Genomic DNA, 21,472 nt, shown 5'->3' with positions numbered 1-21,472 from the left:
CGGTCACGGCGTCTGCTGCCGCGCAACGCCGAAGCGCACCACGGTCAAGGCGGGTTCGGGCATCTGCGCCGCGGACGTATCGGCCAGCGGCGCGGTTTCGGGCGGGCGCCCGGCATCGGCGAGGCTGCGCAGCGAGAGGGTGAGGGCGCCGACCTTCTGGGCGAGCGCCAGGGTCTCGGCCTGAGCGGGCGTGACGGCCAGCGTCGCGGTCTCGCCGGTGACGACGTTGGTGCCGTTCTTCTCCTGGACGAGCTGACCGATCGCCAGGACGCGGATGTCGGTCAGGATCGTCTGGGAGAGCTGCACGTCGCTGTTGTTGACCCGCGAATTGGATTCGTCCCGGAACGTGCGGATCACGTCGACGCGGTCATTCGGCAGGATGAAGCCGCCGGCCGAGTTGGTGCCGCGGCTGTCGGTGACGATGGCGACCGCGCGCATGCCGGGGGGCAGGATCGCTGCCATGAAGCCGCTCTCCGGGCGCACCAGCTTCTGCGCGCGGATCGGCTCGCCCGCCAGGAAGCCCGAGCGCACGGACGCGCCGACGGTCTCGTCGAGCGCCTTCGGGTTGATCTTGCGGGTCATGTAGCCGGCCGTGACGGCGCCGTCCGGCCAGGATTGCCAGCGCAGATCCGCAGCCCGGAGCACTTGGCCCATGGGCATGTCGATGGCGGCCACGAGCACGTCGGTCATCGGCTGCGGCGGCGCCTCGGCCTTGGGCGGCGGCGGCGGCGGTGGCGGATCGCCGCCGCTCATCAGGAAGGCCGCCCCGGTACCGGCCGCGAGGGCTATACCGAGGACGGCGAAACGGGCTGGGTTCATCGCATCGCCACGCGCCGGAGACGGCCGAATTGCCGTCCATGACCGGAACCTGCGCGGGGATTCGTGTAATTATGGTTAAGGTATTATAACCTCTCGCATTGTCGCCGGTCCGGAAACGGGGCGTCTGAGTAAGCGCGTCACAATCCGCAGGATCCTTCAGCTTCCCCCGATCTTGGCCGTGGCGCAGCGCCGGGTCGTGACCTATCGTGCCACCGGACCCGCCTCAGAAGCGGGCGCTCGGTCAATCCGGGGGGGAGACATGATCAGGACATACGGCGGCGCGGTGTTGGCGGCCGCCCTCGCGGGCACTGCGCTCGGTTCCGCCCCGGCGGCCGCGCAGGGGACCTTCTCGGACAACGCCGTGCGGATCGGCATCCTCAACGATCAGTCCGGTCTCTACGCCGAGTATGGCGGTCAGGGCTCGGTCGAGGCCGCCCGCATGGCCGTGGAGGACATGGGTGGCAAGATCGGCAGCGTGCCGATCGAGATCCTCTCGGCCGATCACCAGAACAAGCCCGACATCGCCTCTGCGATCGCCCGGCAATGGTACGACCGCGACAATGTCGACGCGATCATGGAGCTGACCACCTCCTCGGTGGCGCTGGCGGTCCAGGGCCTGTCCAAGGAGAAGAAGAAGATCACCATCACCACCGGGGCGGCGACCAGCGACCTCACCGGCAAGGCCTGCACGCCCTACGGCTACCACTGGGCCTTCGACACGCGGGCGCTGGCGGTCGGCACCGGCGGCGCGCTGACACGGGCGGGCGGCGACACGTGGTTCTTCCTCACGGCCGATTACGCCTTCGGCTCGGCCCTGGAGGCCGATACCAGCCGGGTCGTGACCGCCAACGGCGGCAAGGTGGTGGGGAGCGTCCGGCACCCGCTGTCGAACCAGGACTTCTCGTCCTTTCTGCTCCAGGCGCAAGGCTCGAAGGCCAAGGTGATCGGGCTCGCCAATGCCGGGCTCGACACCTCGAACTCGATCAAGCAGGCGGCCGAGTACGGCATCGTCGAGGGCGGCCAGAAGCTCGCGGCCCTGCTGTTCACCCTTTCGGAGGTGCACGGGCTCGGCCTGAAGGTGGCGCAGGGCCTGACGCTCACCGAGGGCTGGTACTGGGACGCCAACGACGAGACCCGCGCTTTCGGCCAGCGCTACATGAAGCGCACCGGCCGGATGCCCAACATGATCCAGGCGGGCACCTATTCGGCGGTGCTGTCCTACCTGAAGGCCGTCAAGGCTGCCGCCACCGACGAGACCGACGCGGTCAACGCCAAGCTCAAGGAACTGCCGGTCGACGACGTCTTCGCCCATGGCGGGATCGTGCAGCCGAACGGCCGCATGGTCCACGACATGTACCTGTTTGAGGTCAAGAAGCCGGCCGAGTCGAAGGGCCAGTGGGATCTCTACCGGCTGATCTCGACGGTCCCCGGCAAGGAAGCCTTCGCGTCGCCTGCCGAGAGCGGCTGCCCGCTGACGGCGGCGAAGTAGAGCGGCGAGAGGGGCGCAGACGCCCCCTCGTCATCGCACGCGCAGCGAAGGCATCCAGGGCAGCGAAACGTCGGTGAGCGTGGCTGCGCTGGATTGTATCGCTCCGCTCGCAAAGACGCGGACGCTCCGGGGCTGTCGGCGGGACGGCGGGGTCACCCCGCCCAGACCCGCCGATACAGCGCCACGATCTCTTCGGCGCTGGGCTCCACCGGGTTGTTGGCGGGGGAGCCGGAGGCGAGCGCCTGGGCCGCCATGGTGGGGAGCAGCGCTTCCCAGCGGGCCGGGTCGATCCCGTATTCCCGGGGCCCCGGCACGTCGAGGTCGTCGTTGAGCGCCTCCAGTTCCGCCACCAGGGCCGAGACCGCGGACCGGTCGTCGGCGTCGGGGCCGGCGATCCTCATGGCGCGGGCGCAGGCTGCGTAGCGGTCGATGGCGGCGGGCGCCGAGAAGGCCGTGACCGCCGGCAGCAGCATCGCGTTCGACAGGCCGTGGGCCACGTGGAAATGCGCGCCGATCGGCCGGCTCATGCCGTGGACCAGTGCGACGGAGGCGTTCGAGAAGGCGATGCCGGCCTGGGTGGCACCCAGCATCATCGCCTCGCGCGCCGCCCGGTCACCGGGATCGGTCCAGACCCGGCGCAGGTTCGGGGCGATCAGGCCCATCGCCTGGAGCGCCAGGCCGTCCGAGAACAGGTTCGACTTGCGCGACACATAGGCCTCGATCGCGTGGGTCAGCGCATCGATGCCGGTATCGGCGGTGAGCCGCTTGGGCTTGGTGAGCGTCAATTCGTAATCGACCAACGCCGCCACCGGCAGGTAGGCCAGCCCGATGCAGAGCATCTTCTCGTCCGAGGTCTCGTCGGTCACGATGGTGAAGCGGGTCGCCTCCGAACCGGTGCCGGCGGTGGTGGGAATCGCCACGATCGGCAGGCCCGGCTCGTCCTGCTGGCGCGGTGCCTTGTAGTCGCGCATGTGGCCGCCGTGGCGGGCGAGCACCGCCACGGCCTTCGCCGTGTCCATCGGGCTGCCGCCGCCGAAGCCGACCACGCAATCGAAGTCGCCCGCCTGGAGGGCGGCGAGTGCCGCCTCCACGGAGGCCACCGTCGGGTCCGGCACGGTCTCGGAGAAGATCGTGGCCTTCGCGCCCGCCTTGGTGAGCCGCTCGAGCAGCGTGTCGGTGCGGCCGCTGCCGGCGAGATAGGGATCGGTGACCACGAAGGGCCGCGACAGGCCGAGCTGGCCGAGCACCTCCGGCAGCAACCGCGAGGCGCCGGCGCCGACGCGCATCAGCCGGGGCAGGGCGATCGAGGCGACCATGTCTTGCTTCTCCCACCCGGCGCCTCTTCTGGTGCGCCGGAACGGGCGATCTTAGGATGCGCGGCTGCGGGGCGAAACCGCCACTGCTTACACCGTCGGCCCGGCGAACAGCGCCCCCGCGGCCTTCACTTCGGCGGCGATGAACCCCGCCACCGCGCGGATATGGGCCGCCTTCCGGTGATCCTCGTGGATGTGCATGTGGAACGAGCGGGTCAGGGAGACCGCCTCGGGCAGCACCGGCACGAGTCCCGGATGGGCCGCCGCGATGAAGGCCGGCAGGATGCACAGGCCGGCGCCGCCGAGCGTCGCGTGGACCTGGGCCAGGAGATTGGTGGAGCGCAGGCGGGCCGTGACCGCGGGGCCGAGCGCCCCGAGGTAGTTGAGCTCGCGGGTGAACAGCATGTCCTCGATGTAGCCGACGAAGGGATGGGCCGGCAGGTCCGCGAGCTCCGCGATCGGCGCTGCCGCCGCGAGATAGGACTCGGCCGCGTAGACGAGCAGCCGGTAATCGGTGAGCCGGCGCGCCACCACCCGCGCCTGCTGCGGGCCGGAGAGGCTGATCACGATGTCGGCCTCGCGCTTGGACAGGCTGAAGATCCGGGCGGTCGCCATGATCTCCACCTCCAGCTCCGGATGGCGGGCGGTCAGCCGGTGCATCCGCGGCGCGAGGAAGACGCTGCCGAACCCGTCCGGCGCGCCGATCCGCACCGTGCCCGACACCGCCTGGGCGGCCTCCGTGGCGGCGCTGGCCGAGAGGAACGCGCTCTCCATGGTCTCAGCGACGCCCAGCAGGTTCGCCCCGTCCTCGGTGAGGGCGTAGCCCAGGTTGCTGCGGTGGAACAGGCGGGCGCCGAGGCCCTCCTCCAGGGCGCGGATCCGGCGCCCGACCGTGGTGTGCTCGGTGCCGGTGCGCGCCCCCGCTGCGCTCAGGGTCCCGGTCCGCGCCACCGCGAGAAAGAAGCGGAGATCGTCCCAGTTGGGCCCCGCCCTGGCCATGGCCGCACTCCCGCTGTGCATCGATGCACAGCGGCTGTAAGCGCATCTGGCTTTATCGCTCAAGGGATCCTGTTAGGGTGCGCCAAAATCGAACGCCACATCACAGGGAGGCGCGCATGCGCACGATCGGGCACTACATCGGCGGCCGGAATGTCGGCGGCGAGAGCGGGCGGTTCGCCGACGTGTTCCACCCCTCGACCGGCGAGGTCCAGGCCAAGGTCGCGCTCGCCAGCAAGGCCGAGATGCGCGCCGCCGTGGAGAACGCCAAGGCGGCCCAGCCGGCCTGGGCGGCGACCAACCCGCAGAAGCGCGCCCGCGTGATGATGCGCTTCCTCGAACTGATCCGCGGCGAGCACGACGCCCTCGCCGAGCTGCTCGCTTCCGAGCACGGCAAGACCGTGCCGGACGCCAAGGGCGACATCCAGCGTGGTGTCGAGGTGGTCGAGTTCGCCTGCGGCATCCCGCACCTGCTCAAGGGCGAGTACACGGAAGGCGCCGGCCCCGGCATCGACGTCTATTCCCTGCGCCAGCCGCTCGGCGTGGTGGCCGGCATCACGCCGTTCAACTTCCCGGCCATGATCCCGCTGTGGAAATGCGCCCCGGCCATCGCCTGCGGCAACGCCTTCATCCTGAAGCCGTCCGAGCGCGACCCGAGCGTGCCGATCCGCATCGCCGAGATCTTCCTGGAGGCGGGCCTGCCGCCGGGCATCCTCAACGTCGTCAACGGCGACAAGGAGGCGGTCGACGCCATCCTGGATGATGAGGACATCAAGGCGGTGGGCTTCGTCGGCTCCTCGCACATCGCCGAGTACATCTACGTGCGCGCCGCCGAGACGGGGAAGCGCGCCCAGTGCTTCGGCGGCGCCAAGAACCACATGATCATCATGCCGGACGCCGACATGGGCCAAGCGGTCGACGCGCTGATCGGCGCCGGCTACGGCTCGGCCGGCGAGCGCTGCATGGCGATCTCGGTGGCGGTGCCGGTGGGCGAGCAGACCGCCGACCGGCTGATGGAGCGCCTCATCCCGCGGGTCGAGTCGCTCAAGATCGGCCCGTCGCATGACGGCTCGGCCGATTACGGCCCGCTGGTCACGGCGGAAGCGGTGCAGAAGGTCGCGAGCTACATCGACAAGGGCGTCGCCGAGGGCGCGCAACTCGCCGTCGACGGCCGCGGCTTCAAGCTCCAGGGCTACGAGAACGGCTTCTACATGGGCGGCTCGCTGTTCGACCGCGTGACGCCCGACATGACGATCTACAAGGAGGAGATCTTCGGGCCGGTGCTCTCGGTGGTGCGGGCCAAGGATTACGAGGAGGCGCTGGCGCTGCCCTCGACCCACCAGTACGGCAACGGCGTGGCGATCTTCACCCAGGACGGCGACGCCGCCCGGGACTTCACCGCCCGGGTGAACGTCGGCATGGTCGGCGTGAACGTGCCGATCCCGGTCCCGATCGCCTACCACACCTTCGGCGGCTGGAAGCGCTCGGGCTTCGGCGATCTGAACCAGCACGGGCCGGACTCGATCCGCTTCTACACGAAGACCAAGACCGTGACGCAGCGCTGGCCGAGCGGCATCAAGAGCGGGGCGGAGTTCTCCATCCCGACGATGCGGTAAGCCGAAACCCTTCCCCGACCGATCTTGGGTCTGCCCAGGATCGGCATCCCCCTTGTCCCGAGTCGGGCAGGCCCGTCGGAGGATGGGGATAGGGGGCCGCGCGATGACGCGGCGGCAGGGGAACAGCGCGACGGTGTGGGTTCCGGCGCCCGCCGCGACCTTCACGGAAGCGCCGCTCCCCGCTCCCGACCCCCGCAGAGGGGGAGGGAGGCTCGTTTGCACCTTCGGAGGCAGTGCCCATGAGTTTCGGGCTCGACGAGGACCGGACCGCGATCCGCGAGATGGCCCTCGGCTTCGCGGCCGAGCACATCGCGCCGCATGCCCTCGACTGGGACCGGGACAAGACCTTCCCGGTCGAGACTCTGCGGGCGGCCGCCGCCCTCGGCATGGCGGGCATCTATGTCCGCGAGGATGTCGGCGGATCCGGCCTGTCGCGCCTCGACGCCACCCTGATCTTCGAGGCGCTCAGCACCGGCTGCCCGACCGTGGCGGCGTTCCTATCGATCCACAACATGTGCGCCTGGATGATCGACGCCTACGGCGACGACGACCAGCGCCGGCGCTGGATCCCGTCGCTCATGGGCATGGAGCGGATCGCCAGCTACTGCCTCACCGAGCCGGGCTCGGGCTCCGACGCGGCGGCGCTCCGCACCCGCGCCGAGCGGGACGGCGACCATTACGTGCTCTCCGGCGAGAAGCAGTTCATCTCGGGTGCCGGTGCCAGCGACCTCTACGTCTGCATGGTCCGCACCGGCGAGGCCGGCCCGGCCGGCATCTCGGCGATCGTGGTGGAGAAGGGCACGCCCGGCCTCTCCTTCGGCGCCGACGAGCGCAAGATGGGCTGGAACGCCCAGCCGACCCGGGCCGTGCGCTTCGACGGCTGCCGCGTGCCGGTGGCCAACCGCCTGGGCGCGGAGGGCCAGGGCTTCCGCATCGCCATGAGCGGCCTCGACGGCGGGCGACTCAACATCGCCGCCTGCTCGCTGGGCGGCGCGCAGGCGGCCCTCGACAAGGCGCTCGCCTATATGGGCGACCGGCGCGCCTTCGGGGCGAAGCTCACGGATTTCCAGGCGCTGCAGTTCCGGCTCGCCGACATGGCGACCAGCCTGGAGGTGTCGCGCACCTTCCTGCGTCACGCCGCCTCCGCACTGGACGCGAAGGATCCGGTCGCGACCCAGCTCTGCGCCATGGCCAAGCGCCACGTCACCGACGCCGCCTTCGAGGTCGCCAACCAGGCGCTCCAACTGCACGGCGGCTACGGCTACCTCGCCGAGTACGGCGTGGAAAAAATCGTCCGGGACCTGCGCGTGCACCAGATCCTCGAAGGGACGAACGAGATCATGCGGCTGATCATTGCCCGCGCGCTGACCGGGGGCCGCCGATGACCGACGTGATCGTCGAGCGTGTCGGTGCCCTCGGGCGCCTGCGGCTCAACCGGCCGAAGGCGTTGAACGCCCTGACCCACGGCATGGTCCTGGCGCTCGACCAGGCACTCGACCAGTTCTCCGCCGATCCCGGCATCGCCGCGGTGCTGCTCGCCGGCGAGGGCGAGCGCGGCCTCTGCGCGGGGGGCGATCTGCGCGGCCTGTACGAGAGCCAGGGCACCGCCTTCGCGGAGGGCTTCTGGCGCGACGAATACAGGCTGGATTCCCGGATCGCCGCCTATGAAAAGCCCTTCGTGGCGGTGATGGACGGCATCACCATGGGTGGCGGCGTCGGCCTCGCCGGCCATGCCGCCCACCGGATCGTCACCGAGCGCTCCCGCGTCGCCATGCCGGAGACCGGCATCGGCTACCTGCCGGATGTCGGCGGCACGTGGCTCCTGCCGCGGGCTCCGGGCGAGATCGGCACCTATCTCGGCTTGACCGGCGAGCCGGTCGGCGCCGCCGATGCGATCTTCTGCGGGCTCGCCGACGCTCAGGTGCCGTCCGCCGAGCTGCCCAACCTGATCGAAGCCCTGCTGGCGCTCGACCCAGACGCCGGCCACGAGGGCGTGCGGGAGCTGATCGCCCGGTTCGCGCAGGACCCGGGCCCTCCGCCATTGGCGGAGCACCGGGCCGTCATCGATCGGTGCTTCGCGTTCGACATGATGGACGAGATCCTGTCCGCTCTCGACGCAGACGGTTCGGACTTCGCGGCCTCGACCCGGAAGACCCTGCTGACCAAGGCGCCGTCGAGCCTCGTTCTGACGCTGTGCCTGCTGCGCCTCGGCCGCGGTTCGCCCAGCCTGGAGGCCTGCCTGGAGCGCGAGTACCACGCTTCTTTGGCGCTGCTGGAGGAGGGCGATTTCCGCGAGGGCATCCGCGCCGCGGTGATCGACAAGGACAAGAGCCCGCGCTGGGATCCGCCGACCCTCGACGCGGTCGATCCCGCCCGGATCGCCCGCTGGCTGGTGGCGCGGGCGGAACCGGTTTTTCCGGAGTCGCGCACGGGTCCGATTTGACGGGGGCCGCCTGATCTCATCCACCGCCACATCCTGTGGTGCCCGCTTCAGCGGGCCTCGAAGGAGGGCTCCAGGCATCGTGCGGCGGGCTCAAGGGCTCCTTCGAGGCGGTTGCGCCGCACCTCAGGATGAGCATGCGGGTCGGCGTGGCGGTCGAGTGTCGGGACTCTGCGTCCCGCTCGGAACGAAGGGGAGGAATGGGATGGCACAGACCATCGGGTTCATCGGTCTCGGCAACATGGGTGGGCCGATGGCGGCCAACCTCGTACGTGCCGGGCATACCGTTCGTGGGTTCGATCTGGTGCCGGCCTCGCTGGACACCGCCCGCGCCGCGGGGATCACGGTGGCGGCCTCGGCCCTCGAAGCGGCCGAAGGTGCCGATGTCGTGATCACCATGCTCCCCGCCGGGCGGCACGTGGTCGAGGTCTGGACGCAGCTCGCCGCGGTCCTGCCCGCCGGCACCCTGCTGATCGATTCCTCAACCGTCGACGTCGAGAGCGCCCGCAAGGCCCATGGCCTCGCCGAGGCGCGGGGCTGCCTGTCGGTGGATGCGCCGGTATCGGGGGGAACCGGCGGCGCGAAGGCCGGGACGCTGACCTTCATGGCCGGCGGCGCCACGGCGGCCTTCTCGCGGGCCGAGCCGCTCCTCAAGGCGATGGGCAAGAACGTGTTCCATTGCGGCGATGCCGGCGCCGGGCAGGCCGCCAAGATCTGCAACAACATGATCCTCGGCATCTCGATGATCGGCGTCAGCGAAGCCTTCGCGCTGGGCGAGAAGCTCGGCCTGTCGCATCAGGCGCTCTACGACGTAGCCTCTGTCTCCTCGGGCCAGTGCTGGTCGCTGACCACCTATTGCCCGGTGCCGGGCCCGGTGCCGACCTCGCCGGCCAATAACGGCTACAAGCCGGGCTTCGCCGCCGCGCTGATGCTCAAGGACCTCCGGCTCGCGCAGGCCGCGGCGCTCGCCTCCGGTGCCGCGACGCCGCTGGGCGCCGAGGCCGCGCAGATCTACGGCCTGTTTGAGGGCGCCGGCCACGGGGGAGAGGACTTTTCCGCGATCATCACTATGCTCCGCGGTCAGGGAGGCGAGTCGTGAGCGACACGTACGAGACGATCCTGACGGAGACGCGCGGGCGCGTCCTGCTGATCACCCTCAACCGGCCGAAGGCGCTGAACGCGATCAACGCACAGCTCACCCGCGAGGTGATCCGGGCGGCCACCGGGGCAGACGCGGATCCGAATATCGGCTGCATCGTGGTCACCGGTTCGGCCAAGGCCTTCGCGGCCGGCGCCGACATCAAGGAGATGCAGCACGCCACCTACGCGGAGATGTATTCGGGCGACCGGTTCGCCGACTGGGACCGGTTCGTCGCCGTGCGCAAACCGATCATCGCCGCGGTGGCGGGCTACGCGCTCGGCGGCGGCTGCGAACTCGCCATGATGTGCGACATCATCCTGGCGGCCGACACGGCCCAGTTCGGCCAGCCCGAGATCAAGCTCGGCGTGATGCCGGGGATCGGCGGCAGCCAGCGGCTGACCCGCTTCGTCGGCAAGGCCAAGGCCATGGAGATGTGCCTGACCGGCCGGATGATGGACGCCGCCGAGGCCGAGCGCGCGGGGCTGGTCTCCCGCGTGATCGCCGCCGACCAGCTCCTCGACGAGGCGCTGAAGGCCGCCGAGACGATCGCGTCGATGTCGCTCCCGATCGCGATGATGACCAAGGAGGCGGTCAACCGATCCTACGAGACCACGCTGACCGAGGGGATCCGGTTCGAGCGGCGGGTCTTCCACGCGATGTTCGCCACCAAGGACCAGAAGGAGGGCATGGCTGCCTTCGTGGAGAAGCGGCCGCCCCGGTTCGAGAACACCTGAATGCGGCCCGCCCCGGCCGAACGGGACGGGCAGCCAAGACCACGATACGGGGAGGGGAACGACCATGCCGAGCTTCCGGGAGGCCCGCGACCTTCTGCTGGCCCATCGCACCGATTACGCCGCCGCCGTCTCGGCCTTCGCGTGGCCCGACCCGGTGCCGTTCAATTGGGCGCTCGATTGGTTCGACGCGGTGCTTGCCGGTCCCGAGAGCCGCGACCGGGCCGCCCTCCGGATCGTCGAGGCCGGCAGCGGCGCCGAGCAGAGCCTCACATTCGGAGAGCTCGCCCGGCGCTCCAATCAAGTGGCCAATCACCTGCGGCAGCTCGGCCTGAGGCGTGGCGACCACCTGCTCCTGCTGCTCGGCAACGTCCCGGCCCTGTGGGAGACCATGCTGGCGGCAATGAAGCTTGGCGCAGTCGTCATCCCCGCGACCACTCTGCTCACCGCCGACGAGCTCGCCGACCGCCTCGCCCGCGGCCGTCCCCGGGCCATCGTGGCCGGGCCGGAGCAGATCGCGCGCTTCACCGGGCTCGACACGGGCGGCGCCATCCGCCTCGTTACCGGGACCGCGACGGAGGGCTGGGCGGCCTACGAGGAAGCTTTCGCAGCGTCGGACAGTTTCGCGCCGGACGGTCCGACCGGGGCCGACGACCCGATGCTCCTCTACTTCACCTCCGGAACCACGGCGAAGCCGAAGCTCGTGCGTCACAGCCACCGCTCCTACCCGGTGGGGGCGCTCTCGACCATGTACTGGCTCGGGCTCCAGCCGGGGGATGTGCATTGCAACGTCTCCTCGCCGGGCTGGGCCAAGCACGCGTGGTCGTCATTCTTCGCACCCTGGAATGCCGGGGCGACGATCCTGGTGATCAACCAGGCGCCGTTCAACGCCGCCGCGCTGCTGGCGCAGCTGGAGCGAACCGGCGCCACCACGCTTTGCGCGCCGCCGACCGTGTGGCGGATGATCATCCAAGAGGATCTCACTGGCCGGGCGCTTGCCCTGCGCGAGGTCTGCGCGGCGGGCGAGCCCCTGAACCCAGAGGTAATCGAGCGCGTGAAGGAGGCGTGGGGCCTCACGATCCGCGACGGCTACGGCCAGACCGAGACCACGGCGCTCATGGCCAACACCCCGGGTCAGCCGGTGGTGCCGGGCGCCCTGGGCCGGCCCCTGCCGGGCTACCGGGTTCGCGTCCTCGATATCGACGGCCAACAGGCCTCCGAGGGCGAAGTCTGCCTGGAACTCGGGGCGCACAGGCCCGCCGGCCTGATGCAGGGCTACGACGACGGCCAGGGCAATCTGTCGGGGGCCGACGGTGATCTCTACCACACCGGCGACGTCGCCTTCGTGGACGACCAGGGCTGCTACACCTTCGTGGGCCGCGCCGACGACGTGTTCAAGTCGTCGGGCTACCGCATCAGCCCGTTCGAGCTGGAGAGCGTGCTGATCGAGCACCCGGCCGTGGCCGAGGCGGCGGTCGTGCCGATTCCGGATCCGATGCGCCACACCATCCCGAAGGCCTACGTGTCCCTGGTGGCGGGCGCCTCGTCGGGACCGGAGACGGCACTCGACATCTTCCGCTTCACCAACGCCCGGCTCGCGACGTTCAAGCGCCTGCGGGGGCTCGAATTCGTCGCCGATCTGCCCAAGACGATCTCGGGCAAGATCCGCCGGGTGCAGCTGCGCCGCCTGGAGCACGAGGGCGTCACCGACGATCCGCATCGCGGCCGGGCCTACACGCAGGCGGACTTCCCCGAGCTGAAGGGCGAGGCGGAGCGCAAGCTCGACCAGACGGCGGGCTAGGAGGGCCGGTGCGCGCCGTCGCGCCACGGCGCGCGCAGCAGGGCGGCCAGAGCCGCTCTCGGGTCGCTCTCGGATCCTTGAAGGAACCCTCAAGGTTTCCGGTTTCCGAAGCGGAAGCCGCCGATTTACAGGGGTTCTCAAGCCTCCCGTCGACGCTGTCGCGCGTGATCGGGCCCGCGCCGGCGGATCGATAAAATTGCGCGCATCCGCTTCAGCGCCGGGGAGGCTCTGCGGCGCAATCCTGTCCTCAACAAAGGGGACGGGTTCGATGGGCGCGGGGCTTCTCAGGACGGTTCGGGGGATGCTGGTCGGTGCGGCGACGCTGCTCGGCCTCGCCGCCACGGCTCAAGCGCAGACGCTGGCGAGCCTGCCCACCGAGGCCGGAGCCAAGATCCTCAACGAGGCCAAGCCGATCGCCGCGTGGGTGACGTTCTGCCAGTCTTACGCGGCCGAGTGCGCGGTCGACCGGAGCGAGCCGGCGCGGATCAGCCTGACGCCCGCCACCTGGGCCACGATCGTGTCGGTCAACCGGCGGGTCAACAAGGCGGTCGAGCCGATGACCGACCAGGACCACCTGCACGTGGCCGATCGCTGGGACCTGGCCGAGGACGGCATCGGCGATTGCGAGGACTTCCAGCTGCTCAAGCGCCACCTGCTGGTCGAGGCCGGCCTGCCGCGGCGGGCGATGCGCATGACCGTGGTGATCGACGAGAAGGGCGAGGGCCACGCGGTGCTGACGCTCGTCACCGACCGGGGCGACCTGGTGCTGGACAACAAGACCAACGCGATCCTGCCCTGGCACAAGACCGGCTACGTGTTCATCAAGCGCGAGAGCCAGGACGCGGTCGCCTGGGTCTCGCTCGGCGGCGTCACCTCCCCGGTCACCACCGCCAATCGCTGAGGGGTCTCAGGCCGCCCGGCTCAGCGACGGCTGCGCGAGGCTCGCCACGTAGGACTCGACCCGGCCGATGAAGGCGGCGAGATGCGGGGCGACGCCCCGAAGGTTCGCCAGGTCCCGGACCAGGATGTCCCGCGACAGCGCCCTGTCGCCCTCGCTCGGCGCGTCGGCGAGATAGGAATCGACCGCGTGCTCCGCGATATTGATCGCACCAGCCCGACCATCCTCGGCGAGCGCTCTGATCACCTGCTGGATGGCGGGCTGCATCGCGGGTCCTTTCCTGGGGGCGGCTCCGTCCGCGACGGGCTGGCCGACTTCATGCGCTTCGATCGAGCCCGTCGCGAATCCCCTGCGCGAGCCGCTCTCAGAAGCCGGCAAAGCTGACCTGAATCAAGGCCTTCCGAGAGGGTGCAGAGCGGCTATTCACCCAGCGCATGTGCTCCCGGCAAGCCCTGCGGATGCAACACTCTCTTAAATCGGAACCGATACGCCTCCCCACGCGTTACCAACTCTGCTTCAGCCCATTGTGCGTCGCACGTGGCCGTGTCACCCTTCCGTCATCATCGGGCGGCGGGGGCTTGAACCATGCGGCACGCGGATGGCGGAATCTCGTGTCAGGTGTTCGGCCCCCTGCACTGGCGTGGGTGGACGCATGCGGCGTGCCGGGCGCGGCAGGCGGCGAGTTTCGCCCTGCTGGGCACGATCCTCACGATGGGCGGTGCCACGACCCACGCCCATGCCCGGCTGGTTCTGCCGGATACGGTGAGCGCCGCGGAACCGACGGGGCCGGTGCGGGCGATCGCCGGCTGGACGGATTTCTGCATCCGCACACCCCAGGAATGCACGGTCGACACCGCCGAGCCCGCCGAGATCCCGCTGACCGTGGCGGTGTGGCGGACCCTGCAGAGCGTCAACCGCCGCGTGAACGCGCGCATCCGGCCGATCACCGATCAGGCGCATTGGGGGGTCGTCGACCGATGGGACTTCCCCGATGACGGATTCGGCGATTGCGAGGATTACCAGCTGCTGAAGCGGCGGATGCTGGTGGAGCGTGGCCTGCCGCGGCGCGCCCTGCTGATGACCGTGGTGATCGACGAGACCAACGAGGGCCACGCGGTGCTGACGGTGCGAACCGATCGCGGCGACTTCATCCTCGACAACAAGACCGATGCGATCCGCTCCTGGCGGCGCACCGGCTACAGCTTCATCAAGCGGGCCGGCCAGGATGGGGCGGCCTGGGTGTCCCTGGAGGGCAAGGACGGCGCCGCGCAGGTCGCCACCGCCGAGCCTTGAATCCCGTCAGGCGCCGACCAGCATCGCCGCAAGGTCGAGGGCAACGCGGCCGGAGAGCAGGCTCCATCCGCACGCAATGACGGTCGCCAGCATCACGAACGGTATCGGCCGGCCCTCGATCCGCCGGCCGCGCACGGTGTTGCGCAGAATGATGAACGGCGCCGAGAAGGCCAGCATCGGTAAGGCCGCCACCGCGGGCAGACCGCCCCGCTCCAGCAGGCTGAAGCTCGCGCGCCGTGCCGCGAACAGCTCGAAGGCGCTGGCGATCAGGCCGGACAGCGCCAGCCCGATGCACAACGTCCGAATCGATTCGAGGGCAGTCGGAGTGAGAACCATTATTCGCGCTCCCGATACAGGTTGCGCGCACTGTACTCACGCCGTTTACCGCTTGTTAAGCACGAGTCGACGTTAGCGTTAATCCGTGCACAGGTCGGGCCGGCGGAACCCGGCCCAGGGCATGGGATCGATCGCTGCGTGGTGCTTCAGGCCTCTTCCTCAAGATCGATGTCGAGGATCGCCATCCGGAAGACGAAGGAATCGTCTCCGTCCTCCTTGTCGTCGGCAATCACACCGATCGACTCCTCGCCGATGAACACCTCGGCGGAGTCGCCGGTCTTCATCGCCGTGAGGCGGATATTGTTGTTCGCGAACTTGCGACGCAAATAGTCCTGAAGCTTCGCGGTCTCGGCTTTGGTCACGCTGGTCGATCTCCCCTGGCGGCGCTGGCGCCGCGGATGGGCCGAGGGCTTGCCACGCCTCGGGCGGAGCGGCAAGCGCGACGGCGCTGGGGTCAGATCCCGTCGCCCAGGTGGATGAACTGGTCGAGAGCGACGAGCTGGTCCATCGCCCGGGCTGGATCGTCGCAGCCGGCGGTGCCGACCACGCGCGCCGGCACGCCGACGACCGTGGTGTTCGGCGGCACCGGCCGCAGCACCACCGAGCCCGCTGCCACCCGGGCGCAGGCCCCGACCTCGATGTTACCCAGGATCTTGGCGCCGGCACCGATCATTACGCCGCGCCGGATCTTGGGATGGCGGTCGCCGCGCTGCTTGCCGGTGCCGCCCAGGGTCACGGCGTGAAGGATCGACACGTCATCCTCGATCACCGCGGTCGAGCCGACCACGAGCCCGGTGGCGTGGTCGAGGAAGACGCCCCGCCCGATCTGCGCCGCCGGGTGAATGTCGCACTGGAACACCTCGGAGACCCGGCTCTGGAGGTAGAGGGCGAGGTCGCGACGGCCGCGGTTCCAGACATGGTGGGCGAGGCGGTAAGCCTGCAGGGCGTGAAAACCCTTGAAGTAGAGTACCGGTTCGAGGGCTCTCAGGGTCGCCGGATCGCGGTCGATCACCGCGCCGATATCGGCGCGGAACGCCTGCCCGATGCCCGGATCCGCGCTGATTGCCTCGTGAAAGGCATGGGCGACGAGATCGGCCGGCAACGACGGGTGCCCGAGCCGGGCTGCGACCCGGTGGGAGACCGCGCCTTCCAGCGTGGTGTGGTTCAGGATCGTCGAGACGATGAAGGAGGCGAGCTGCGGTTCGGTCCTCAGGACATCCTCCGCCTCGTCCCGCAGCCGCGACCAGACCGGGTCGACGACCGCGAGGTCATGCGATGGGTGAGTGAAGGCAGGACTGGCGCTCATGGGCGGATGCTCATGTCCGGGACTTCGCGTGGTTCGCCGGTTACGCGTGCGGCGGCCCGGTCCAGTGCCCGCACATGCAGGGCGGGTATCCGGCCCGGGGCGGAAACGGGTCGCAGCGCCGCCGGACCGCGCGTTCGGCCTTAGCGTGGTGTGCTGCACCGCGACGATCAAGGGCTCGCGCGGCCCAAAGGTCGCGTTGACCGCATGGCTGTCAGCGAACGGGAGCGGCTCAGTTCCCTGCCGGCACCGCCTGCCCGAACCGCGCTTCGATCGCCGTCGTCAGCCGGTCCAGCATCGTCTGGACCGGGATGTTGGAGGTGTCCACCGTGGCCGGTGCCCGGGCGTAGAGCGGCTCGCGGCTCGCCAGCACGGCACGCAGCTCCTGCATCGCAGAGGCATGGTCGCCCGTCGTGGCGAGGTGACCCTGCTCGCGGACGCGGCTCATGTGCTCCTCTGGCCGGGCACGCAGCCAGATCGTGTAGAAGGCCTGCAGCAGCAGATCGTAGGTGAGGGGCTCCGCGACGATTCCGCCACTCGTCGCCAGGATCAGCGGTCCGGGATGCTCGGTGAGGCGACGCAGGGCTGCCTGTTCCAGCCGACGGTAGCCCTCCTGGCCGTAGATCGCGAAAATCTCCTGGACCGAAAGGGCATTCTCCCGCTCGATCTCGGCATTCAGTTCCACGAAGGTCCAGCCCAAACGCTCGGCCGCGAGCTTGCCGAGGGTCGATTTGCCGGCGCCGCGCAGACCGATCAGTGCTACCCGCGGCCGGTTGCTTGATTCGAGTCGGGACCCGCCGGACAGCGCCTCCTTGGCCGCGGCGATCTGGGCCGGGCTCGCCTGACCGAGCAGGTCGCGCACCACCGGCCAGTCGGGCAGGGCGTCATTGCCGGTGATCAGATCGTCCAGCCGCACGCCCATGGCGTTGGCCACCCGCCGTAGCAGGATGATGGAGACATTCCCCTGGCCCCCCTCCAACTGCGCAATGTAGCGCTCGGACAGGCCGGAAGTCTGCGACAGGACCTTGCGCGACAGCCCGCGCACGGTGCGCGCATGTCTGACGCGGCGCCCGAGGTCCGTGAGAAAGAGTGATTCTTGTTCCACCACGCCGGTCATGGCGCCGTCCGCTTTCCTGCCAGCTTGAAAGCAGAGTCCGTGCCCTGCATGCCTGCCGCTTCGAGATCCGACGCGCCTCGGCGTCCCTCCGGGCAAAAGGTTGCCCGAACGTGCGCGCGTAGACCGGCGTTTCCTGCCCTGAGATCCGTCGTGCGCCACCCGCGTACGACCGCTATGCTGCGGCGCCGGTCCGTACCGTACCGATTCAACCACGTTGCTGGCGTGGCGCCTATGTGTTGCGGAACCGTGCGATGGTCAAGCCTTGGGCATGATCCTTGTGTGGGCAGAAAGCCCGGATCGGCGGACCTACTCGACCGGAAGGGCCGTGGCCTCGCGCACGGGCGCGGTGGCCGGCGCGCGCCGTGGTGTGGCGGCGGCGAGCATCTGGAGGGACGGACGACGCGGCGGCAGCGGCACCTCGACCGCTTCGGCCACCGCTTCGGAGCCCGGCGCCGGAGCGGCGGCTTTTGTCGCCGGAGCGGGTGCCGCCTCGGCCGGCGGTGAGAGCCGCAGTTCCGCGACCTGCGCCGGCGCGGGATCGGTTGCCGCGACGGCGCTCCCCAGGCTGGTGGGCCGACGTGGCGGCAGCGGCACCTCCACGGACGGAACGGCGGCGGCGGTCGGGGCCGCCTCCGGGCTGGCGGCCGGAGCCGCGGCCGGATCGATGGACAGGCTGGCGAGTACGACCGTCGCGCCGGCCAGGGCGGCCGGTCGGCGCGGCGGCAGCGGCACCTCGACGGTCTCGGTCGGGACCTCCGCCACCGCCGTGGTGCTGGGCGCATAGGCCAGGGCCGATGCAGCGGCGGTGTTCCGGGTATCGGCGGCGCCGCCGCCGAACAGGCTGGCGAGGGCGCTGGCCGAGGCCGCCACGGGCGCCACCACCGAGGCCACCTCGGTGGAGATGCCCTGACGTTTGGCCGCGTAATAGTAGCCGCGGTTGTAGTATTGATAGGCTTGGCTGAGATTGCCCTTGGCCGTGCGGTAAGCGCCCGCCAGGTAGGCCACACCGTAGCGCAGATTGGTCTGCGGATCGTACAGGCCGGCGGCGTCGCCGGTATAGCCGAGGCTGCGCGCGGTCGCGTGCTTGATCTGCATGAGCCCGAGGGCGCTGCCGCCCTTGGCCCGCGGGTTGTAGTTGCTCTCGCGCTTGACCACGGCGTGGACGAAGCTCGCCGGGACGCCGTTCGCTTTCGCCTGCTGCTCGATCAACGCGTCGATATTGTCGTGCGCGCTCTGCCCGAAGGCGGCTGCGGGCACGACCGCGAGGACGGCGGCCAGGATGAGGCGATGCATTCCGAGACCCGGTGCTGCTTGTTCTGTGGTCAAGCTAGGTCGCGGGGAAATGAGGCCGGAAAGCGGCCCCGGTTCGGCAGCCTGTGGGCGACCCGGGTGTCAGGGATGCCTGTGATCCGCACGCCACAGACGCGCGTCGGTACGTTGGTCCGCTGGGATGCCTGCGGAGATAGGCGACCGATCAGGGCAGGATGAGGCGCTCGACGGCGTGGGCGAAGCCGTCGGCGTCGTTGCTGTCCGTGACCGCGCGCGCGGATGCCTTCACGGCGTCCTCGGCATTGCCCATCGCCACGGACAAGCCGCTCTGTGCGAACATCGGGCGGTCGTTGCCGGCATCGCCGAAGGTGGCGATCCGCTCGGGCGGGATCGCGAGATGCGCGCTCATCCAGGCGACGAACTGGCCCTTGTCGAGATCCGGCGGTGTCACGTCGAGGTAGTATTTCTGCGATCGGTGAACGGTCGCTTGGCCCGCCAGGGCAGCCCCGATTCGCGCCTCGCAGGTCGCGAGATGGGCGTGGTCGCGGCTGACGCCGACGATCTTGGATGCGGCCCCCATGAGCGTGCCGAGGTCGGCGACGACGCGAGGCTCCGCGCCGATCGTGCGCCGCTCGAGGTCGGTGTAGGGGCCGTCCGGATCGCGCAGGCACCACGCGCCCTCGGCGAAGACCCAGACGTCGAGCTCCTCGGCCAGGAGCCGGTCGAGGGCCGACCGGGCTGCCGCCTCAGGGATGGTCCGTGCCTCGATGGTCGAGAGATCCGGCCGCACAACGCTCGCGCCGTTGAAAGCCGCCATCGGCAGGTCGAGACCCAGTTCGGCGACGAGGCTCCGCAGCCCGATGGGCGGCCGTGCCGAGGCGATGCTGAAGCCGATGCCGGCCGCGCGCAGTCGCCGCACCGCCGCCACCGTCGCCTCGGTCAGGCGCTTGTCGCCGGTGACCAGGGTGCCGTCGACGTCCGAGATCACCAGGGCGATCCCCCCGGCCTCGCCGGATCCTGCTGTCATCGGCTCACTCCCCGCCCGCATCCCGGCGCGCCTCGGCCGCTAGCTCCGCCACGACCCGGTCGGCAATCGCCTCGGGCGGTTCGAGGATCCCGACGGTGATCGGGTGCTCGTCGGGAGCCGGAACTTCCAGGGTCGCGAACTGGCTGTCCAGGAGGCGCGGCGACATGAAATGGCCCTGGCGCTCGGCGAGGCGCTGCCCAATCAGGGCCCTGTCGCCGTCCAGATAGACGAGGCGGACGCGTCGGCTCCCCCGGGTGAGGATGTCCCGGTAGGCACGGCGGAGGGCGGAGCAGACCACCACACCCGACTCACCGGCATCGAGACGCTGCTGGATCCAGGTCGCGATCCGGGCCAGCCACGGGGCACGATCCTCATCGTCGAGGGCGTGACCCGCATGCATCTTCGCCACGTGCTCGGGTGTGTGGAAGCTATCGCCATCCACGAAGATCCAGCCGAGCCTCTCGGCGATCAAGGCCGCCACGGTGCTCTTCCCCGAGCCCGAGACACCCATGACCACGAGCACCCGACCGGCGGCCGTCCCGGCATCAGGCGTTAGCTCTGTTGGGGACGTCATCCAGACCACCGTGGCTCCAGGCGCTGCGCGTCCCATCAATAGGAGCGGGCGCGAAGAAGGAAAGATGTCCCCCGCGCTCGTCAGGGCCTCCCTGTGCCGGAACCGTAACGCGGCCGGGCGCGTTCCTGTCCCAGAAATCGAACATATAGGGAACAGGCACCGTATGACGACCACAACCGCAAAGGCGACGTCGAAGGCTGGCCGGAGCGCCGGATCGCACCAGGAGGCCGGCGCGGGCAGCGCCAGCGACAATCCAAAGGCCGACCCGAAGGACGTGTCGAACCAGATCAAGGACCCGGACCAGTGGACGACGGGCGGCGAGCCGATGACCGGTGCGCAGGCCTCCTATCTGAAGACGCTCTCGGAAGAGGCCAAGGAGCCGGCGGCGTTCGATCCCGACCTCGACAAAGCCGAGGCCTCGAAGCGGATCGACGACCTCCGCCACAAGGCCGGCCACGCCTGAGCCGCGACGGGGCGCGCCTGCACCGGGCGCGCCCTTCGTCACGCCTAACCCTGCCGGCGTCTATCCCGGCCGGAACCGCCAGGCCCCCCTGTTTCGGACACTTCATTAAGCCGGCGGCAATGGCGAGCGGCTATTCGGCCTTGTGGCGCGTGCGGCCACGCGGGCGGCGGGACTTGGAAGGCGCGTGCGACCATGGATGAGCCGGGATGCGGCGGGGAGGGGAGGCGCGCAATGCGATCCCGGATGGCGTTCGCCTGGATCGACCGGATGCGCGCCGAGGCTGCGCGCTTCGCCCGCGACGCGTACGGCTCCACGGCGACGGAATACGCCCTCATCGGTGGCCTGATCTTCCTCGTCGCCGTCGGCAGCATCCGGTATTACGTGTCTCGCGTCAGCGCCGTCTACGGCAACATCAGCGCGGCGGTGACCCAGTCGAACTGAGCGGAGCAGGCCGGCTCAGCCCGTCACGCGGCCGCAAGAGCCGGGCTGTCGCGGTCGATAAGGCCCAGATTTGTGTCCCGATATTGAAGACGTCCGAGCCGCGCCCGGCGTTTCGCGCGCCGATGCCCCGAAAAAGCTGTGCTTAACGAGGATGACTTGGCGGTCTCGGCCGTGGCTGGCGGAGTGTGGCTCACCCGCTACGGACACCTGGCCCGCTATGGGCTAGGCACGGGCTCGGCAATACCGATGGGCAACATCTGGATGCGCAAACTTCCCCACGTCCTGCTCGCCGTCACGGCGATGTCGGGCTGCACGTACCTGCCCGCGGCGGGTCCGACGGCGAGTGCGATCCAGGCCGGGGCTGAGGTGGCCACGGCCGATGGCGGCCTGCTGGCCCGCTACGAG

Annotated in this window: 22 protein-coding genes and 1 pseudogene; 12 read left to right on the top strand and 11 right to left on the bottom strand. The window is 69.9% G+C overall.

The annotated features are described in order from the left end of the window. Positions 1 to 3: 3 nt before the first annotated feature. Positions 4 to 819 (bottom strand): Flp pilus assembly protein CpaB, encoded by an 816-nt coding sequence (cpaB, locus tag CIW48_RS20040; protein ID WP_149312343.1) that lies wholly within the window; start codon positions 817 to 819, stop codon positions 4 to 6. Positions 820 to 1,078: 259 nt separating this feature from the next. On the opposite strand from cpaB, the gene CIW48_RS20035 reads away from it, so the two are divergent. Continuing rightward, positions 1,079 to 2,308, top strand: coding sequence for an ABC transporter substrate-binding protein (locus CIW48_RS20035; RefSeq protein ID WP_149312342.1), 1,230 nt, complete (start codon positions 1,079 to 1,081; stop codon positions 2,306 to 2,308). 152 nt (positions 2,309 to 2,460) lie between these two features. Here the strand turns inward: CIW48_RS20035 and CIW48_RS20030 are convergent, their stop codons facing one another. Together CIW48_RS20030 and CIW48_RS20025 are read right to left on the bottom strand one after the other, a co-directional pair. Further along, a complete protein-coding gene (locus CIW48_RS20030) occupies positions 2,461 to 3,624 on the bottom strand; it encodes an iron-containing alcohol dehydrogenase (protein ID WP_149312341.1) in 1,164 nt (387 codons plus the stop codon). 87 nt (positions 3,625 to 3,711) lie between these two features. Further along, positions 3,712 to 4,620, bottom strand: a complete 909-nt coding sequence (locus CIW48_RS20025) for a LysR family transcriptional regulator (RefSeq protein ID WP_246695338.1) — start codon at positions 4,618 to 4,620, stop codon at positions 3,712 to 3,714. Positions 4,621 to 4,736: 116 nt separating this feature from the next. Between CIW48_RS20025 and CIW48_RS20020 the strand changes: the two genes are divergently transcribed. The 7 genes from CIW48_RS20020 to CIW48_RS19990 all read left to right on the top strand — a co-directional run bounded on the left by CIW48_RS20020 (position 4,737) and on the right by CIW48_RS19990 (position 13,247). Then, entirely contained in the window at positions 4,737 to 6,233 is a 1,497-nt protein-coding gene (locus tag CIW48_RS20020; protein ID WP_149312339.1) for a CoA-acylating methylmalonate-semialdehyde dehydrogenase, read from the top strand. A gap of 239 nt (positions 6,234 to 6,472) precedes the next feature. Beyond that, positions 6,473 to 7,618, top strand: coding sequence for an isobutyryl-CoA dehydrogenase (locus CIW48_RS20015; RefSeq protein ID WP_149312338.1), 1,146 nt, complete (start codon positions 6,473 to 6,475; stop codon positions 7,616 to 7,618). Then, entirely contained in the window at positions 7,615 to 8,676 is a 1,062-nt protein-coding gene (locus CIW48_RS20010; protein WP_149312337.1) for an enoyl-CoA hydratase/isomerase family protein, read from the top strand. Before CIW48_RS20015 ends, CIW48_RS20010 begins: the two co-directional genes overlap by 4 nt. A gap of 202 nt (positions 8,677 to 8,878) precedes the next feature. Further along, positions 8,879 to 9,772, top strand: coding sequence for a 3-hydroxyisobutyrate dehydrogenase (mmsB, locus tag CIW48_RS20005; RefSeq protein WP_149312336.1), 894 nt, complete (start codon positions 8,879 to 8,881; stop codon positions 9,770 to 9,772). Beyond that, positions 9,769 to 10,548 (top strand): enoyl-CoA hydratase, encoded by a 780-nt coding sequence (locus CIW48_RS20000; RefSeq protein WP_149312335.1) that lies wholly within the window; start codon positions 9,769 to 9,771, stop codon positions 10,546 to 10,548. Before mmsB ends, CIW48_RS20000 begins: the two co-directional genes overlap by 4 nt. Before the next feature lie 64 nt (positions 10,549 to 10,612). Further along, positions 10,613 to 12,346 carry an AMP-binding protein gene (locus CIW48_RS19995; protein WP_149312334.1) on the top strand — a complete coding sequence of 578 codons (1,734 nt, stop codon included), beginning with the start codon at positions 10,613 to 10,615 and terminating at the stop codon, positions 12,344 to 12,346. A 301-nt stretch (positions 12,347 to 12,647) separates the two neighbouring features. After that, a complete protein-coding gene (locus tag CIW48_RS19990) occupies positions 12,648 to 13,247 on the top strand; it encodes a transglutaminase-like cysteine peptidase (protein WP_173009322.1) in 600 nt (199 codons plus the stop codon). A 6-nt stretch (positions 13,248 to 13,253) separates the two neighbouring features. Here CIW48_RS19990 and CIW48_RS19985 read toward each other — a convergent pair whose 3' ends face one another. Further along, positions 13,254 to 13,511: a hypothetical protein gene (locus tag CIW48_RS19985; RefSeq protein ID WP_091789837.1), complete on the bottom strand. Its 258-nt coding sequence runs from the start codon at positions 13,509 to 13,511 to the stop codon at positions 13,254 to 13,256. A 318-nt stretch (positions 13,512 to 13,829) separates the two neighbouring features. On the opposite strand from CIW48_RS19985, the gene CIW48_RS19980 reads away from it, so the two are divergent. Next, entirely contained in the window at positions 13,830 to 14,537 is a 708-nt protein-coding gene (locus tag CIW48_RS19980; protein ID WP_149312332.1) for a transglutaminase-like cysteine peptidase, read from the top strand. 6 nt (positions 14,538 to 14,543) lie between these two features. Here the strand turns inward: CIW48_RS19980 and CIW48_RS19975 are convergent, their stop codons facing one another. From CIW48_RS19975 to CIW48_RS19945, 7 genes are all read right to left on the bottom strand, one after another. Beyond that, positions 14,544 to 14,873, bottom strand: a complete 330-nt coding sequence (locus CIW48_RS19975) for a hypothetical protein (RefSeq protein WP_149312331.1) — start codon at positions 14,871 to 14,873, stop codon at positions 14,544 to 14,546. Between the two features lie 146 nt (positions 14,874 to 15,019). Beyond that, entirely contained in the window at positions 15,020 to 15,235 is a 216-nt protein-coding gene (locus tag CIW48_RS19970) for a DUF3126 family protein (RefSeq protein WP_007565940.1), read from the bottom strand. 92 nt (positions 15,236 to 15,327) lie between these two features. After that, positions 15,328 to 16,179 (bottom strand): serine O-acetyltransferase, encoded by an 852-nt coding sequence (gene cysE, locus CIW48_RS19965; protein ID WP_149312330.1) that lies wholly within the window; start codon positions 16,177 to 16,179, stop codon positions 15,328 to 15,330. Between the two features lie 229 nt (positions 16,180 to 16,408). Next, positions 16,409 to 17,293: a helix-turn-helix transcriptional regulator gene (locus CIW48_RS19960; protein WP_149312329.1), complete on the bottom strand. Its 885-nt coding sequence runs from the start codon at positions 17,291 to 17,293 to the stop codon at positions 16,409 to 16,411. Between the two features lie 306 nt (positions 17,294 to 17,599). Further along, entirely contained in the window at positions 17,600 to 18,586 is a 987-nt protein-coding gene (locus tag CIW48_RS19955; RefSeq protein WP_149312328.1) for a transglycosylase SLT domain-containing protein, read from the bottom strand. A 181-nt stretch (positions 18,587 to 18,767) separates the two neighbouring features. Further along, positions 18,768 to 19,589: a Cof-type HAD-IIB family hydrolase gene (locus CIW48_RS19950; RefSeq protein ID WP_149312327.1), complete on the bottom strand. Its 822-nt coding sequence runs from the start codon at positions 19,587 to 19,589 to the stop codon at positions 18,768 to 18,770. Positions 19,590 to 19,593: 4 nt separating this feature from the next. Beyond that, positions 19,594 to 20,163 (bottom strand): gluconokinase, encoded by a 570-nt coding sequence (locus tag CIW48_RS19945; protein ID WP_149312326.1) that lies wholly within the window; start codon positions 20,161 to 20,163, stop codon positions 19,594 to 19,596. Between the two features lie 163 nt (positions 20,164 to 20,326). On the opposite strand from CIW48_RS19945, the gene CIW48_RS19940 reads away from it, so the two are divergent. From CIW48_RS19940 to CIW48_RS34115, 3 genes and pseudogenes are all read left to right on the top strand, one after another. Continuing rightward, positions 20,327 to 20,626 carry a DUF3072 domain-containing protein gene (locus CIW48_RS19940; RefSeq protein WP_149312325.1) on the top strand — a complete coding sequence of 100 codons (300 nt, stop codon included), beginning with the start codon at positions 20,327 to 20,329 and terminating at the stop codon, positions 20,624 to 20,626. A gap of 243 nt (positions 20,627 to 20,869) precedes the next feature. After that, positions 20,870 to 21,067 (top strand): hypothetical protein, encoded by a 198-nt coding sequence (locus tag CIW48_RS19935; protein WP_246695337.1) that lies wholly within the window; start codon positions 20,870 to 20,872, stop codon positions 21,065 to 21,067. A 261-nt stretch (positions 21,068 to 21,328) separates the two neighbouring features. Then, positions 21,329 to 21,472: pseudogene (locus CIW48_RS34115) on the top strand (sugar transporter); the annotation flags it as partial.

It is taken from the genome of Methylobacterium sp. P1-11, assembly GCF_008329595.1.
Lineage (GTDB): Bacteria > Pseudomonadota > Alphaproteobacteria > Rhizobiales > Beijerinckiaceae > Methylobacterium.
The sequence above is the reverse complement of the archived record's forward strand: the minus strand, read 5'-3'. Positions and strand labels throughout refer to the sequence as shown.

Excerpts from the sequence above, each read along its gene's own strand:
- CIW48_RS20030 (WP_149312341.1), bottom strand. The coding sequence starts at position 3,624 with ATGGTCGCCTCGATCGCCCTGCCCCGGCTGATGCGCGTCGGCGCCGGC.
- CIW48_RS20025 (WP_246695338.1), bottom strand. The coding sequence starts at position 4,620 with ATGGCCAGGGCGGGGCCCAACTGGGACGATCTCCGCTTCTTTCTCGCG.
- cpaB (WP_149312343.1), bottom strand. The coding sequence starts at position 819 with ATGAACCCAGCCCGTTTCGCCGTCCTCGGTATAGCCCTCGCGGCCGGT.
- mmsB (WP_149312336.1), top strand. The coding sequence starts at position 8,879 with ATGGCACAGACCATCGGGTTCATCGGTCTCGGCAACATGGGTGGGCCG.
- CIW48_RS19975 (WP_149312331.1), bottom strand. The coding sequence starts at position 14,873 with ATGGTTCTCACTCCGACTGCCCTCGAATCGATTCGGACGTTGTGCATC.
- CIW48_RS19945 (WP_149312326.1), bottom strand. The coding sequence starts at position 20,163 with ATGACGTCCCCAACAGAGCTAACGCCTGATGCCGGGACGGCCGCCGGT.
- CIW48_RS19985 (WP_091789837.1), bottom strand. The coding sequence starts at position 13,511 with ATGCAGCCCGCCATCCAGCAGGTGATCAGAGCGCTCGCCGAGGATGGT.
- CIW48_RS19940 (WP_149312325.1), top strand. The coding sequence starts at position 20,327 with ATGACGACCACAACCGCAAAGGCGACGTCGAAGGCTGGCCGGAGCGCC.
- CIW48_RS19980 (WP_149312332.1), top strand. The coding sequence starts at position 13,830 with ATGCGGCACGCGGATGGCGGAATCTCGTGTCAGGTGTTCGGCCCCCTG.
- CIW48_RS19950 (WP_149312327.1), bottom strand. The coding sequence starts at position 19,589 with ATGACAGCAGGATCCGGCGAGGCCGGGGGGATCGCCCTGGTGATCTCG.
- CIW48_RS19995 (WP_149312334.1), top strand. The coding sequence starts at position 10,613 with ATGCCGAGCTTCCGGGAGGCCCGCGACCTTCTGCTGGCCCATCGCACC.
- CIW48_RS19960 (WP_149312329.1), bottom strand. The coding sequence starts at position 17,293 with ATGACCGGCGTGGTGGAACAAGAATCACTCTTTCTCACGGACCTCGGG.
- cysE (WP_149312330.1), bottom strand. The coding sequence starts at position 16,179 with ATGAGCGCCAGTCCTGCCTTCACTCACCCATCGCATGACCTCGCGGTC.
- CIW48_RS20020 (WP_149312339.1), top strand. The coding sequence starts at position 4,737 with ATGCGCACGATCGGGCACTACATCGGCGGCCGGAATGTCGGCGGCGAG.
- CIW48_RS19990 (WP_173009322.1), top strand. The coding sequence starts at position 12,648 with ATGCTGGTCGGTGCGGCGACGCTGCTCGGCCTCGCCGCCACGGCTCAA.
- CIW48_RS20015 (WP_149312338.1), top strand. The coding sequence starts at position 6,473 with ATGAGTTTCGGGCTCGACGAGGACCGGACCGCGATCCGCGAGATGGCC.
- CIW48_RS20035 (WP_149312342.1), top strand. The coding sequence starts at position 1,079 with ATGATCAGGACATACGGCGGCGCGGTGTTGGCGGCCGCCCTCGCGGGC.
- CIW48_RS19955 (WP_149312328.1), bottom strand. The coding sequence starts at position 18,586 with ATGCATCGCCTCATCCTGGCCGCCGTCCTCGCGGTCGTGCCCGCAGCC.
- CIW48_RS20010 (WP_149312337.1), top strand. The coding sequence starts at position 7,615 with ATGACCGACGTGATCGTCGAGCGTGTCGGTGCCCTCGGGCGCCTGCGG.
- CIW48_RS19935 (WP_246695337.1), top strand. The coding sequence starts at position 20,870 with ATGGCGTTCGCCTGGATCGACCGGATGCGCGCCGAGGCTGCGCGCTTC.